Annotated in this window: 15 protein-coding genes and 2 pseudogenes; 7 read left to right on the top strand and 10 right to left on the bottom strand. The window is 72.9% G+C overall.

The annotated features are described in order from the left end of the window. The first annotated feature begins 76 nt into the window (after positions 1-76). Positions 77-424, top strand: coding sequence for a VOC family protein (locus ACRYR7_RS04380; protein ID WP_432570845.1), 348 nt, complete (start codon positions 77-79; stop codon positions 422-424). A gap of 7 nt (positions 425-431) precedes the next feature. Beyond that, positions 432-1,142, top strand: coding sequence for a YdcF family protein (locus ACRYR7_RS04385; RefSeq protein ID WP_432570846.1), 711 nt, complete (start codon positions 432-434; stop codon positions 1,140-1,142). A gap of 45 nt (positions 1,143-1,187) precedes the next feature. On the opposite strand, the gene ACRYR7_RS04390 is transcribed toward ACRYR7_RS04385, so the two are convergent. Beyond that, positions 1,188-2,054 (bottom strand): DUF3626 domain-containing protein, encoded by an 867-nt coding sequence (locus tag ACRYR7_RS04390; RefSeq protein ID WP_432570847.1) that lies wholly within the window; start codon positions 2,052-2,054, stop codon positions 1,188-1,190. 550 nt (positions 2,055-2,604) lie between these two features. On the opposite strand from ACRYR7_RS04390, the gene ACRYR7_RS04395 reads away from it, so the two are divergent. After that, on the top strand, positions 2,605-2,853 hold the full coding sequence (locus ACRYR7_RS04395) for a type II toxin-antitoxin system Phd/YefM family antitoxin (RefSeq protein ID WP_432570848.1): 249 nt from the start codon (positions 2,605-2,607) through the stop codon (positions 2,851-2,853). Beyond that, positions 2,850-3,224: a type II toxin-antitoxin system VapC family toxin gene (locus tag ACRYR7_RS04400; protein WP_432570849.1), complete on the top strand. Its 375-nt coding sequence runs from the start codon at positions 2,850-2,852 to the stop codon at positions 3,222-3,224. The genes ACRYR7_RS04395 and ACRYR7_RS04400 overlap by 4 nt, the downstream gene beginning before the upstream one ends. 106 nt (positions 3,225-3,330) lie before the next feature. Here ACRYR7_RS04400 and ACRYR7_RS04405 read toward each other — a convergent pair whose 3' ends face one another. Then, positions 3,331-4,533, bottom strand: a complete 1,203-nt coding sequence (locus ACRYR7_RS04405; protein ID WP_432570850.1) for an NAD(P)/FAD-dependent oxidoreductase — start codon at positions 4,531-4,533, stop codon at positions 3,331-3,333. An 89-nt stretch (positions 4,534-4,622) separates the two neighbouring features. Between ACRYR7_RS04405 and ACRYR7_RS04410 the strand changes: the two genes are divergently transcribed. Both ACRYR7_RS04410 and ACRYR7_RS04415 read left to right on the top strand, forming a co-directional pair. Next, positions 4,623-5,705, top strand: a complete 1,083-nt coding sequence (locus tag ACRYR7_RS04410; RefSeq protein ID WP_432570851.1) for an aminoglycoside phosphotransferase/kinase family protein — start codon at positions 4,623-4,625, stop codon at positions 5,703-5,705. Positions 5,706-5,896: 191 nt separating this feature from the next. Next, complete coding sequence (locus ACRYR7_RS04415) at positions 5,897-6,634, top strand: phosphotransferase family protein (protein WP_432570852.1); 738 nt, start codon at positions 5,897-5,899, stop codon at positions 6,632-6,634. Between the two features lie 227 nt (positions 6,635-6,861). Here the strand turns inward: ACRYR7_RS04415 and ACRYR7_RS04420 are convergent, their stop codons facing one another. The 5 genes from ACRYR7_RS04420 to ACRYR7_RS04440 form a co-directional block, all read right to left on the bottom strand. Beyond that, positions 6,862-8,256, bottom strand: coding sequence for a hypothetical protein (locus ACRYR7_RS04420; protein WP_432570853.1), 1,395 nt, complete (start codon positions 8,254-8,256; stop codon positions 6,862-6,864). A gap of 135 nt (positions 8,257-8,391) precedes the next feature. Next, positions 8,392-8,712 (bottom strand): hypothetical protein, encoded by a 321-nt coding sequence (locus ACRYR7_RS04425; protein WP_432570854.1) that lies wholly within the window; start codon positions 8,710-8,712, stop codon positions 8,392-8,394. Positions 8,713-8,879: 167 nt separating this feature from the next. After that, entirely contained in the window at positions 8,880-9,452 is a 573-nt protein-coding gene (locus ACRYR7_RS04430) for an SDR family oxidoreductase (RefSeq protein WP_432570855.1), read from the bottom strand. A 290-nt stretch (positions 9,453-9,742) separates the two neighbouring features. Continuing rightward, positions 9,743-10,516, bottom strand: a complete 774-nt coding sequence (locus ACRYR7_RS04435) for a class I SAM-dependent methyltransferase (protein WP_432570856.1) — start codon at positions 10,514-10,516, stop codon at positions 9,743-9,745. A 128-nt stretch (positions 10,517-10,644) separates the two neighbouring features. Continuing rightward, positions 10,645-10,914, bottom strand: a complete 270-nt coding sequence (locus tag ACRYR7_RS04440) for a hypothetical protein (RefSeq protein WP_432570860.1) — start codon at positions 10,912-10,914, stop codon at positions 10,645-10,647. Here ACRYR7_RS04440 and ACRYR7_RS04445 point away from each other — a divergent pair. Further along, positions 10,874-11,428: a DUF402 domain-containing protein gene (locus ACRYR7_RS04445; RefSeq protein WP_432570858.1), complete on the top strand. Its 555-nt coding sequence runs from the start codon at positions 10,874-10,876 to the stop codon at positions 11,426-11,428. The two genes, ACRYR7_RS04440 and ACRYR7_RS04445, sit on opposite strands and share 41 nt — an antisense overlap. Here ACRYR7_RS04445 and ACRYR7_RS04450 read toward each other — a convergent pair. The 3 genes and pseudogenes from ACRYR7_RS04450 to ACRYR7_RS04460 form a co-directional block, all read right to left on the bottom strand. Then, positions 11,358-11,726, bottom strand: a complete 369-nt coding sequence (locus ACRYR7_RS04450) for a PDDEXK nuclease domain-containing protein (RefSeq protein WP_432570859.1) — start codon at positions 11,724-11,726, stop codon at positions 11,358-11,360. The genes ACRYR7_RS04445 and ACRYR7_RS04450 overlap by 71 nt on opposite strands. 89 nt (positions 11,727-11,815) lie before the next feature. After that, a pseudogene (locus ACRYR7_RS04455) lies at positions 11,816-11,980 on the bottom strand (PDDEXK nuclease domain-containing protein); the annotation flags it as partial. A 103-nt stretch (positions 11,981-12,083) separates the two neighbouring features. Further along, a pseudogene (locus ACRYR7_RS04460) lies at positions 12,084-12,752 on the bottom strand (DUF1016 N-terminal domain-containing protein); the annotation flags it as partial. Positions 12,753-13,226: the final 474 nt, after the last annotated feature.

Consider the following 13,226-nt stretch of genomic DNA (forward strand, 5'->3'; position numbering starts at 1 on the left):
CGGGGTGCCGCAGTGGCCGTCCGAGCACTCGATCATCGGCGCTCGAGCGGGCCCGGCGCTGGGCTAGGTTCGGTGCGTGATCGGCAGCATCGACGAGGTCGTGATCGACTGCGCGCAGCCGGGTGTGCTGGCGCGGTTCTGGGCGCAGGTCCTCGGTGGTGAACCGGTGCGGCGTGATGAGGGGTGGTGGTACGTGCTGCCGCCGGGGTGGACGCAGCTGTCCTTCCAGCAGGTGCCCGAGGCCAAGACGGTGAAGAACCGCGTGCACCTGGACGTGCGGGTGCAGGACATCGAGGCGGCCACGGTGCAGGCGGAGGCGCTGGGCGCACGGCGGGTCGGCGCGGTGCACGAGGACCGGGCCGGCTCGTTCCAGGTGCTGCTGGACCCGGAGGGCAACGAGTGGTGCCTGGTCAAGCCCGCGTGAGCTCCTGGTGGCCGCTCAGCCGTCGGCGGTGCACGTGACCGAGGACCACCGGGTGCCCGGCTTGCTGCGCCGCTGGTTTCCGGTCTGCGTGCCGGCCGCTGCGCTGACCGTCGCGGTAGCGGCCGGAGCACTGCCGGTGGCGCTCGTGCTGGTGGCTGAGCTGGTGCAGTGGCGCGCCTCGCGCCACGGGTGGAGCCGGCGCGCTGCCGGGCCCGTGGCGGGACCTCAGGTGGTGCTTGTGCTGGGCTGCCCCAGCCGCCCGGGCGGTCGGGTGCACCCGGTGCAGCGCTGGCGCACGCAGATCGCGGTGCGCTCGATGCACCCGGTGCACGGGCGGTTGCTGTTCACCGGCGGGCGCACCGGAGGCCCCGGCCAGCCCAGCGAGGCGTTCGTGATGGCCGCCTACGCCCGCGAGGTCCTGGGCGTGCCGGACGAGCGGATCGCGCTGGAGGAGGCCGCGCGCAGCACCTGGCAGAACGTGCAGCACTGCCTGGAGCAGCTCGAGCAGGCCGGCAGCATCACGATCGCCTCCGCACCCACGCACGCGGGCAGAGCGCGGCGCTACCTGGCCCACCAGCGCCCGGACCTTGCGGCGCGGCTGGTGCCGGCGGCGGACTACCGCTTCGGGGAGCGCAGCGGGTGGAAGGTCGCCACCCTCGCCTACGCGCTGGCGCGCACCATCGGGCGCGTCCTGATACCCAGGATCGCTGCTGCGTGACAGCGGGATGACCGTGAGGTCGGCGTCATGACCGCTGCTGGGCACTCAGGCGCGTGAGCCGGAGCGGGCGGTGCAGTGCCAGACGCGTTTGAAGACCTGCTCGTCCTCGACACCGGCGCGGGCGGCGTCGCCGATGAACCGCGGGGTCAGGATCCCGTCGACGGCGATGCGGGCGGCGGCCTCGACGACGTCCGGGCCGCGGTAGTCGCGGTGCTGGGCGATGACGTCGGTGGTGGTGGCGAAGCCGGGGTGCCACCCCACAGACACCCCGAACCGTTCACCGAGCAGGCGGGCGCCGGCCTCGACGTCGCTGCCGCGGTAGCAGGGGTCCAGCACGAGGGCTTCGACGTCGCGCTCGAAGCGGACGCCGCCGTGCACGTGGGCTTCGACGTAGTCGTCGAGGAGGTCTACCTCGCCGGCGGCCGAGTCGGCGTCGGCCAGGTCGGTCAGGCTCATGTGCTCGGCGGTACCCAGGTGGACGGGCTCGAAGGCGCTGTCGAGGTAGCAGAAGGTGCAGCGCGCCAGCACCGACGGGGCCAGCCTCAGGTGAGCGGAGCCGAAGCGGGGTGAGCCTCCGGTACGGCGATGGCGGTGGTTCAGGGAACCGTAGACGGGGCGGGCCCGAGGCGGCGCGGTGTCGTAGGCGCCGGCGAACAGGCGCGACTCCCAGCGCCAGCGGTCCCCGCCGGGGTGGGCGGTCAGGCCGCCGTTGCCGGTGCCGGTCTCGAACTGGCAGCGGTAGCGACCGTCGGTGGTCATGGCCTGCAGGAGCGGGACGTCGGCGATCAGGCGGTCGGGGTGGAAGTGCACGGTGGTGCGCCAGCCGGGGTCGATGGGGCCGCCGTGGGCGTGGCGTGCGACGTGGTCGAGGGCTCGATCAGCCGGTGTCGCGGTGGGGAGCGAGCCGGTCACCTGCTCGGCGTGCCCGACCGTGCCGACCCTCGGTGGAGGGGCCGCGATCAGGCGGACATCGTCACGACCGCGACGTCGCCGGCTGTGCGTGATCGCGCACTGGGCGCGGGATGACCGGAAGTCGGCTGGTGACGATCCACGCCTCACCTCGACGTGGCGGCGACGCGATGCGCCTGCTCGCGTCGGCGTGCTCGTTTGAGACTCACCGAGCACGCCCCGGCGACGAGGGTCGGCAGACCCCAGACGGCAGGCGGGATCTCGTAGAAGTGAGCCGCTACCCAGATGACGAACAGCGGGAGGAGAGGGAGCAGGAAGGGACGTTGGTGCCAGCGGCGACGGCGGGGGGCTGGTACCGCGCGCATCCCGTCTGAGCCGTTCACCAGCCCATCCTGACTCCTGCGGCCGTTCATCGCGTGGTCATCGACAAGAGCGTGGCGTCGCGGGCCGCGCGCGACAGCGCATGACGCGGGATGACCGTGAGGTCGTGACAGCTGCCGAACACCACTTCACCGCCCTGGACTTAGTCCGACTTAGTCCTTACCGTGGGGGCATGTCGCAGACGGTGAACGTGCACGAGGCGAAGACGCACCTGTCCCGCCTGCTCGAAGCGGTCGAGCGGGGCGAGGACGTGGTGATCGCCCGCGCCGGCAAGCCCGTGGCCCGCCTGGTGCCCGCTCGCTCGCACGGAACGCGTCGTCCCGGGGCGTGGAAGGGACGAGTGGTCATCGCCGCCGACTTCGACCACACCTCCGAGGACCTGGTGGCCGCCTTCCACGACGACGTCGAGCCGCACCCGTGACGACCCTCCTCCTCGACACCCACGTCCTGCTGTGGTGGCTCAGTGACGACGAACGCCTGCCCGAGCGCATGCGAGCCGCCGTGGCCGACGGCGAGAACGAGGTCTTCGTCTCCGCCGCCTCCGCGTGGGAGATGTCGATCAAGGCTGCGCTGGGCAAGCTGACCGCCCCGGACGGTCTGCGCGAGGAGATGGAACGGCAAGGTTTCACCGAGCTGCCGGTCACCGTGGACGACGGCCTGACCGCCGGTGCCCTGCCGCGCCACCACGACGACCCCTTCGACCGCATGCTCATCGCGCAGGCCACCCGGCGGGGACTGCAACTGCTCACCGTCGATCGACGTTTCAGCGACTACGACGTCCGGCTCCTGTGACTGATCGTGAACTTCCACGACAGGGGGATGACCGCCAAGTCCGACCCCGGAGCAGATGACGGTCGAAGCCGTGCGGAATGCGCTGGCGCGGTCACTCGTACGTGAGTCAGTCCAGGAAGCGGGTGGGTCTCAGCCCTTCGAGCTCCACGGCCACCGCGCCGTCGAGGATCTCCGCCGCTACCAGCCGACCAACCGGCGCGGCCAGCGTGACCCCGGAGTGCACCACCGCCAGGTAGGCGCCATCAGCACCGGGGACAGGGCCGATCACCGGGCTCCCGTCGACGGGCATCGGCCTGGTCCCCACCTCGGCGCTGAGCAGCTCGATGCTCTCGGCGCCCACGAAGGAAGACCGCAGGTGCGCAGCCACCGCTTCCCCCGTCGCCCGCAGCTGCGCCTCGGTGCCTTCACCGCGGTGTTCCCTCGCGGCCAGCAGGGTTCCCTCGCCCGCCTGCCGGACCTCGACCTGGTCGTTGCTGACCAACGTGCGCACGACGTCTGGAGCTGCGGCGAAGCGCAACAGGATCGCCGGTGAGCCAGCCACCGGCAGGTGGAAGCCCAATGGTGCGCACAGCAGCGGGGCGTCGGTGCCGGTGGCGATCACCACGCTGTCGGCAGTCAGAGAGCCGTCGGCAGTCTCCACCCCGACGACCCGCTCATCACGCACCCGGAGGCGGCGGGCGCTCACACCGGCCCGGATGTCGGCGCCGTACCCGCGCGCTGCCGCCAGCAGTGCCTCGACGGCCGCGGTGGGGTCGATGGCGCCGTCGCTGGTGATTCGCAGCGCCACCGGCGGCGGGGACAGCAGGGCTGGCTCGAGGTGGGCGACGTCGACAGCGGTGATCAGCAGGCGGTCCTGCGACCGGGGCTCCTGGCGCACCGCTTCGTCGTCGTCCCAGCACAGCGAGCCGGTCCAGCGGACCTGCACGCCGGGGACCTGTTCTTCCAGGCGCCGGTAGTCGTCTACGACGTGGGCGCGCAGGGCGGATTGGTCGAAGCGTTGCGCTTCGGGTCCCTTGCCGATCCAGGCGAAGGACGCACCGGTGGCGCCGGTGCCGGGGAGGTCCTTGTCCAGCAGGGTGACCTCGGCGCCGGCTCGGGCGAGGTGGTAGGCGATGGAGGCACCAACGATGCCAGCGCCGAGCACGACCGTAGACGTCACGTGTCGAAGCGTCGCCTGTTCGGGTGGTTTCGTCGACAGGTTTCGACGGCGGGTGGAGACCCGGTCGTCAGCGGGGTCGTCAGCGGGGTCGTCAGCGGGGTCGTCCGCGATCGCGCCATCTCCGTTCGCTCCACAACGTGCTCCGCGCACATCGCGGGATGACCGTGCAGTCGTGGAACCGCCGTGATCGCCCTCGGATGGCGTCGTGTGCGGGCGAGGCTGTGGTGGGCCAGGCTGCGGTGCATGAGACGACGCGCCACCCGCTGCTGGCCTGGGCCTCAGCGGTGCTCGCGGTGAGCGGCTCGCCGGTCAGCGGTGTCGAGGAGGCCGTCTTCGGCCCCCTGTCCATCAGCGACACCGACGGCGTGGACGGGTGGCTGGACCAAGGCCTGCACCGCCACCTCGGGGTGGGCCTGGCCCAGGTGCTGTTCCGCTCCGGGCGCGTCTGCGCGGTCTACGGCTGCCGCCTGCACGATGGGCAGCAGGTGGCGGTGAAGGTGCACCGGCAGGGGGCCGACACCGAGCACCTGGCGGCCGCGGTGCAAGCGCAGCAGCACCTCGCTAACGCGGGCTACCCCTGCCCGCGCCCCCTGGCCGGACCAGTCGTCGTTGAGGGTCGCACGCTGGTCGCGGAGACGATGCTCACCGGCGGGCGGTGGCGCGATGCCCGCGAGCCGGAGGTGCGGCGGGCTCTGGCGGCCAGCCTCGCCGAGCAGGTGGAGGTCCTGCGTAGCGTGCCCGCCAGCCCGCTACGACCCGGGGCCCCTGCGTGGGTGCGCTACGAGCACGGTCCCTGGCCCGCACCGCACGACCCCATCTTCGACTTCTCCTCCACTCCCGATGGCTACGCGTGGCTGGACGACCTCGCCGCCCGCGCCGCCGCGGTCCTCAACGACTGCCCCGGCCCCGACGTGATCGGGCACAGCGACTGGTACCGCGGCAACGCCCTCTTCGTCGACGGCACCAACGGTTCAACCCAGGGCCCGGTGGTGTGCGCGGGCTTCGACTGGGACAGCCTCGCCGCCCGCCCGGAGGCGGTGATCGCCGGGATGAGCGCGGGTTCTCACACCCTGGGCGGCGCCGGTGAGGGCGCTGCCCCCACCCCGGGGCAGGTCGCCGCCTTCGTCGACGACTACGACAGCGCCCGCTTCCAAGCCTTCACCGCCGCTGAGCGCGCGGGCGCAGCGGCTGCGGCGTGCTGGGCGCTGGCCTACAACGCCCGCTGCGAGCTGTCCGTCATGTCGCTTGAGGATGCGTCCGCGCCGGGTACTCCATTGCATGTCCTCACCGAGCACCGCGACGCCTACCTGGGCCTGACTTAAGCCAACTCTTGGGCCGCTCGGTCATCGGCAATATGTGGGTGATCGGTGTCAAGACGGCCGAGGACGGCCGAGGACGGCCGTGATCGGGCTCTGAGCGCGCGATGACCGTGACGTCGGCCAGTCAGCCGGCAATGCTGCTACCGGCGCAAAGCCGTCGCCGTCAGGTAGCGGCGTCGGCCACGATGACGGACGTGGAAGAGGTGCAGGTCCCCGTCGCCCACCAGGAGCGGGCGACCCTGCGCGTCGGTGACATCTTCCTCAAGATCGACGCAGATCAAGCCCGCACGGACGTCGAGGTTGCCGCGATGGAGCTGGCGCCGGTTCCCACACCAAGAGTCCTCTGGCGCAACCCGCCCGTGCTCGCGCTGGCCGCCCTGCCCGGAGCAGCGCTGGGACGCCTGGGACGACCCTCGAGCGCACCGCCCGGCGCCTGGACCGCGGCAGGTGCCGCCCCCCGGCGACTGCACGATGCGCCGCTCCCTCCCTGGCCAGGTCGAAAGCCGAGGGAGGTCGAGGCGGACCTGGACCGTCAGTGCCGGTGGCTCCTCGCCAACGACGTGCTGCCCACCGACCTCATCACCCGCAACCGGGCTGTCGCCGGCGCCGCTCTGCGGGAGTGGACCCCGGTCTTCACCCACGGGGACCTGCAGCTCACCCACGTGTTCGTCGACGGGGACGAGGTCAGCGGGGTGATCGACTGGTCCGAAGCCGCACCAGGGGATGCGCTGTCCGACCTGGCCACCCTCACCCTCGGGCACGAGGAGCACCTGCACGACGTCATCGCCGGCTACGGCTCGCCGGTGGAGGTGGAGGTGGTGCGCGGCTGGTGGTCGTGGCGCAGCTTGACGGCGATCCCGTGGCTGCTGCAGCACGGCTTCGACCCGTTCGCGCCGGGCTGCGAGGTCGACGTGCTCAGGGCGCGCACGTGATCGCGGATCACTTCGCGGTGCGGGGGCCGGTTCACCGCGGTGTGCGGCGATGCCGGTGGGTGGGCCCGGTACCCCGTGATTCCGCTGGTGCGGGCTCGGGCGTGAGGTCGGCCGATCGTGAGGTAGGCCGAGCGTGATGGCGCCCGGGGGGCTGCGACCGGGCGGGCGGCAGGGTCTTGGCCACTCAGGTGCCGTCAGCGCGGGCGGTCCTCCCGCACAGGCGGTCCTCACACGTCCAGGAAGCCGTCGCGTGCCTGGCTGATCGGGGGCAGCATGTGCGCTTGGTACTCGTCCACCAGGTGCGCGTCGGGGTACTGCGGGCCCAGGGTGCGGCCCAGCTCGTCGAAGAGGGGCACCCGCCGGCGCAGCCGCACCCCGGATCGTTCGGGCACCGTCATCGTCAGCTCCAGCACCGTGTGCGGCCAAGAGCCGTCCAGGCGGTGCTGCACGTCCCGGGCGCCGGCCTGCTGCAGCCGGCCGGTGCGCTCTCGCACCTGCTGCAGCACCTGCCGGGTGTAGGAGTCCGCCTCCACCGGGCGCGGCAGCAGCGCTCGGCAGTGCTCGCTGATGTCCAAGCTCCCCGCGGGCAGCAGGTCGGTGCGTGAGCCGTCGGAGGCGTCCAGGGCGATGACGTCCACGGGGTGCTGCGCGGTGCGTGGGCTCCAGGTGCGCGCCCGGCGCGCCACGGCGAGGAGCAGGCGGGTGCCGCAGGTGGTCACGGTCTCGATCCAGCCGTCACCGAGGTCCCAGGCGGCCAGCACCTGCCCGGTGTTCTCGCGTGCGCCGGTGCTCTCGCGTGCGCTGACCAGCGGGCGCGTCCAGGCGCGCCCGCCGGTGGGCGCCTGCTCGCTGGGCTCGGCGAACCACTGCAGCGCCCCCTGGCGCGCGATGGGCCCGTAGCCGCGCAGGTCCTGGGAGAGCAAGGAGGACGGGTCGTCGGCCGCAGGTGGCTCGAAGCCCTGCGGCAGCGCGTGCTCCTGGCCCAGGGACGGCGGTGCTTCCTGCTGCCAGGGCAGCAGGTACCAGCGGGTGTCGCGGTGGACCCGGTCCTCGCTCTCGTCCCAGCGGCGCAGCCCGTAGCCGTCGCCGACGGCGCCCACCAGCAGCCCTTCGGGACTGGCGCGCAGTTCCTGCACGCCGCGGTCCATCACCACGCTGAGCACCCGGCCGTCGGCGTGGACCTGCTGCAGCCGCCCGAAGCCGAAGAAGGGGCGCGGGCGCTCGCCGTGGCGCACGTACTCCGCCTGCGGGGCCGGGGTGGCGCACCAGGCCACGCCCGGTGCGCAGGCGGCCAGGCGCTGCAGGGAGGCCGGGTCGACGTCCTGGCCGCCGACCCAGCCGGCGGCGGCGATGCCGTCGGTGCCGGTGCCGTTGGGGTCGATGGCGTCGGGGTCGATGCACACCACGGGTGCGCCGGGATCCTGCTGCACCCACAGGCAGGTGCCATCGCCGAGGACCACCGGGCGGGCGTGCACCGCCGGTGCGGGCAGGGCCGGCCAGGACAGCACGCGCCGCACGCGCCCGTCGCGCGGGTCCAGGACGGCGGCCACCGGTTGGGTGGCATCCACCGCGCACAGGCCGCAGTCGAGCTCGATCAGCCAGCCCGGGCGCAGGAACCGCACGTGCCGATCATCCGCGGTGCGCCCGCAGGCGTCCACGGCATTCGGGGTGGTCGGGGTGGTCGGGGTGGTCGGGTCGACTCACCCATGACCACTGGCGTCTGGGCGAGAGCGCGACGTGCGCGGCATCAGCAGGTGCTACGTGGAGCTGGTCCCTGCACGAGCGCGGCGCACCCAGGACAGCAGGGTCAGCACCGTGGCTAGGTCCAGATCACGGGCCAGCGTCTCCGCCACGGCCCGGTCGTGCTCTCCCAGGGCCAGGCCCCGCTGCTGGAGGAAGTCGACGATGTCTCTCCCTTGCAGGCCGGGGTACTTCGCGTACCGGCGGGGCATGTCGCCGTGCAACGCGGGGGCCTCCTCCAGGGCCTGGTCGGGCACCCTGTGGTTCAGGTCGATCCGCATGATGCTGTGGTCCTCCTCGCCCGCCTCGTCGCGTTGGGGGACGAACCCGTGCGTCATGTGAGCACCCTTCCCGTCGTTGAGGGCCGGCGCCCTGCCGGGGGCAGGCTACGGCTGGCGGTCCGTGCTGACCCCGGTGTGAGCGTGAGGTGCTCGCCTCGCCCGAGCGGTGTTGCTCGAGGGTCGGGGGCGGCCCTGTTCGGTCGGCGCTGTTCGGTCGGCGCTGTTCAGCGAGAGGACCAGCCGCCGTCGGAGGCGATGGTCTGTCCCGTGACCCAGTCCGCCTCGTCGGAGAGCAGCCAGGCCACCAGGCGGGCGGTGTCGGCCGGAGTGCTCCACCGGCCGCCGGGGTTCGCCGCGGTGACCGCGGCGCGCAGTTGCTCGTCGGCGTAGCCGGTGTCGTTGGGGCCGGGGTCGATGCAGTTCACCGTGATCGCGCGGGGCATCAGGTGTACGGCCAGGGAGCGGGTCAGCTCGTGCAGCGCCGCTTTGGAGGCGATGTAGGGCAGCTCGGCGGGCATGGCGCCGTGGTACTGCCCGGAGGTGAACAGCAGTACGCGCCCGCCGGGGCGGGTGTCCTGGTGCTGGGCGGCGAAGGCCTGCACCAGCAGCAGGCTGGCGCGGGTGTTGACCTCGAAGCTGAGGTCGAGTTCGGCGGCGGTGAGGTGCTCCAGGTCCTGGGCGCTGCTGCGGGCGTGGTTGGCGATGAGGGCATCGACGTGGCCGAAGGCCTCGCGGGCGGCGGCCACGACGGCGGCGGGGGCGTGCGGGTCGGCCAGGTCGGCGCTGAGGCGCTCCACGCGCCCGCCGGCCCGGCGCAGCTCCTGCAGCAGGGCCTCGGGGCTGTCGGGGTCGGCGCCCCAGGGTTGCTCGGCGTCGTGGGGGGGCGAAGGTGTGCAGCAGGACCGAGGCGCCGTCGGCGACGGCGCGGCGGGCCAGGGCGGCGCCGATGGCGGTGCGCCGGCTGGCTCCGGTGACGATGACGACGCGGCGGTGCAGGGGTCCGCTCACGCCCTGGTGCTCCTCTCGCCTCGACGGCAGGCGCACCTGCTTCGTCTCGTTCGTCAGTGGCCGGGGTGCCGGGACGCTCTCAAGTCCGGCGGGCGAGCAGGGTGAAGCTGTTCGGTAGCTGTCCCTTCCACGCGGCCGCCTCGGTATCGGCCGGTCTCCAGAACGGCTCGGGGTGCTCGATCAGCTCCACCAGGTTCAGCCCTGCGCCGGTGGTGGCCATGACGATCTGGGCCAGGGTGTGCTGGTGCTCCACCGCCCCGCCGGCGGGGAAGGTGTCGTTGACGTGGGTGCGCGCGAAGTAGCTGCGATCACCTCGCACGCGCGTGTGGTCCTGGTCCCAGGACCACAGGGGCACCGCCAGGTGCGCCTCGTGGACGAAGAGGTGCGCGCCCGGGCGCAGGACCCGGGCCACCTCCGCCGCCCAGGTGTGCAGGTCCGCCAGCCAGATCAGCGCGCCCTTGCCGGTGTAGACCAGGTCGGTGCCGGCGTCGGCGAGGGGCAGCGGGGGGATCTGGGCCAGGACGTAGCGGCACGGCGCGCCCAGGGCGTCGGCACGCTGCTGGGCCGAGCGCACGGCGGTTGGGCTGTAGTCCAGGCCCAGGACCGAGGCGGCGCCGGCGTTGATCAGGGCGTGGTCGTCGATGCCGTGACCGCTCTGCGGGTGCAGCACGTGCGGCCCCGTGGCCAGGCTCGGGGCGAGCAGGTCCTGCTCCACGGGCAGCAGGCGGGCGGTACGGGCTTCGGCCAGCAGGGCCTCGTGCTCGCGCACGTGCTTGTGGGAGGCCTGCTCCCAGGCCTGTCGTGTGCGCGCCGCGCTGGCGTGCGAGCCGCCAGGGTCCTCAGCGTCGATCACCGGGCGAGTCTGTCTTGGTGAACCGCGCGAGTCATCCCGTTTCCCGGAGCTGAGTCGGCTGCTCCGGGTGGAGGGGGCCCGAGCCCATCGTGCGCCGTGAGGGGACGTTGGCCCAGTCCGCTCACGTCCTACGGTGGCTCGATGGTCGCCGTGACGAAGCGCAAGCTCACCGGCCGGTGCAGCACGTAGTCCGCCGAGCTGGTGGCCAGCGACGCGCACGGGAGCTGGTACTTCTGCCCGAAGGGCTCGGTGCACAGCGCAGCGGACGGATCCTCCTTCGTGCTGCCATGCGATGGCGTGCAGCTGATCGCTGCGCGGACCCCGTGGGTGGCTTGGTGGTGGGCGCGGCCGCGCTGGGTGAGCATCGACGTGTGCCGCCCGCCGCTGCTGGCTGGCACGGGCATCGAGTACGTGGACCTGGAGCTGGACCTGGAGCTGGACCTGGCGTGGTCGCCCGGGGAGCCGGTGCACGTGGTGGATCGGGACGAGCTGGCGGCTGAGGTGAGCGCTGGGCGCGTCGCGGCGCGTGAAGCTGCGCAGGTCCTGGTGCTGGGGGCGCAGCTGCAGCAGCGCCTGCAGCAGGACGATCCGCTCTTCAGCGAGGTGGGCTGGCGGTACCTCAGCGCAGCAGCCGCAGCAGTCGCCGCGGCTGGCCCGGTGGGGGGCGCGGTGCGCAGGTGGGCGTTGACGGCGGCGTCGAAGCAGGTGGTGGCTGCGCGCTCGGAGAGCGTGGCCGGGTTGAGCAGCCGGGGCACGGGCAGCTTCACCGCTCGAGGTCAGGGCGGGGCTGCGCGGGCCGTGTGCTCGCGGGCCGTGTGCTCATCAGGGGCACCTGCAGCCCTCAGGTGTCCTCGCGGGCCGGTGCAGGTGCGCTCTGTCCGGCGCTCGCGGGCGGCATGGTGCCGGCGGTGATGCCGACGGTGGGGTCGTCGGTGGTGTCGGTGAGCTCGGTGCCCAGGTCGGCGGCCAGCCGGGCGGGGTCGGGCAGCCCGGCGCGCTGCTCGGCGGGGAAGGTGTCGTAGGTGTAGGTGGCCACCGCCATGGGCGAGGGGGCGCCGGCCAGGGCGTAGCGCACGACCTGCTCGTCGCGGTCCTTGCACAGCAGGATCCCCACGGTGGGCGCGTGGATCGACGCATCGCGCAGGCGGTCGTCGACCAGGGCGACGTAGGCGCCCAGCTGGCCGGTGTAGGCCGGGGTGAAGCGCCCGATCTTGCCCCCGCACGCGGGAGGTGCCCCCGCTCGATCACGACGTAGCGCAGCTGGGTGACGTGGAAGAGGAGAAGGTCGATGATCATCTCCTCCTCGCCCACGGTGAAGCGGACCTGGCGCCCGACGAAGGCCATGCCGTGCCCGAAGGCGGTCAAGGTGGCCTGCAGGCGGTCCATCAGGCCCTGCTCCACGGCGCGCTCGCTGGCGCGCTCGCTCAGGGCCAGGTGGTCGAAGACGTACGGGTCGCGGGTCAGCTGTCCCCCACTGCGTGGGAGGTGCCCCCAGGGCCAGCTCGGAGTCCGGGGCGGGCAGCTGGGTGCTGAAGTTGGAGGGGGCGGCGCCGATGCGGGTGTGCAGCGCGGAGGCGATCTGGTTGGCCAGGACGTCGCGCGACCAGCCGTGCTGCAGGGCCTGGGCGGCGTACCAGTCGCGGGTGGCGGGCTCGTTAAGGCGGTCCAGCAGGGCGCGCACGTGGCCCCAGGGAAGTTGTCCCACGGCGTGTGGGACGACTGCGGCGCCGATCCCCGCTCCGTCCTCCCGGCTCTGCCCGCCGTTCCTGTCCTTGCCGCTCTCGGCGCCTTCGATGACCCGGGTGCTCTCAGCGCCGGTGCTCTCAGCGCCGGTGCCCTCACCGCCGGTGCTCTCGCCGCGGGTGGTGCTGTCCAGGGTGGGCCAGGCGGCGGCGAAGGCGCGCATGTAGTGCAAGTTGGAGCGGGAGAAGCCGCGCTGGTCGGGGAAGGCGGCGCGCAGGTCCTCGGCGAGGCGGTCGATGACCTTGGCGCCCCAGCCGGCGTGCTGCTGGCGGGTGAGGATGTCGCGGCCGATGGAGTGGTACAGGCGCAGCAACTCGGTGTTGGCCGCGCGGGCGGCGCGCACGCGGGAGGTGCGCACGCGTTCCTTGAGGGCCTCGAGCAGCTCGGCGTAGCCGGCGGGCAGGTCACCGGGCTGACCAGCGGGCAGCTGATCGCCACTGCTGTCGTCGCCGGGGGTGGTGGGCTGCGGGTCGTGTGCGGGCACGGGCGGCATCCTGCGGCTGGTCGCTGAGAGCCCACGCACCGCCACTCACGCCACGCCTCGGGGTGCTCGGACGCGGGGTGCTCATCCCCGTCGGGACAGCGCTCCCGCAGCGCATCGACCCGTGGCGACGCCTCCTCGATCGATCATCGCCTGAACGGCTCCTGTCTGTCCGGAACGAGCCCCGGGGACGACGAAACCCCGGCGGCCGTGGGCCACTCCGGGGTTATGCCGCTTATTATCCCGCTTTTCCGGTGGGATGTCAAGCAGCGCTACCTGTGGGGCACCCTGGCTCGACAGCACCGCGGGCCCGCCCGGTGCCTCAGCCGATGTCGCAGGATCGGCCGTTTCCCAGACGGCCAGCGCGCCCACCGCGCGAGGTGTCCGAGCTGCCGGGAACGACTCGTGCCGCTGGTGCTGGGGCGCTGCTAGCTTGCTCGCACAGGTAGGTCCGCGACCGGGGCGTTCGTGCTCCGGATCCCTTCC

Origin of the sequence: Kineococcus gurbantunggutensis (assembly GCF_050871925.1) — a bacterium.
Classification (GTDB): Bacteria; Actinomycetota; Actinomycetes; order Actinomycetales; family Kineococcaceae; genus Kineococcus.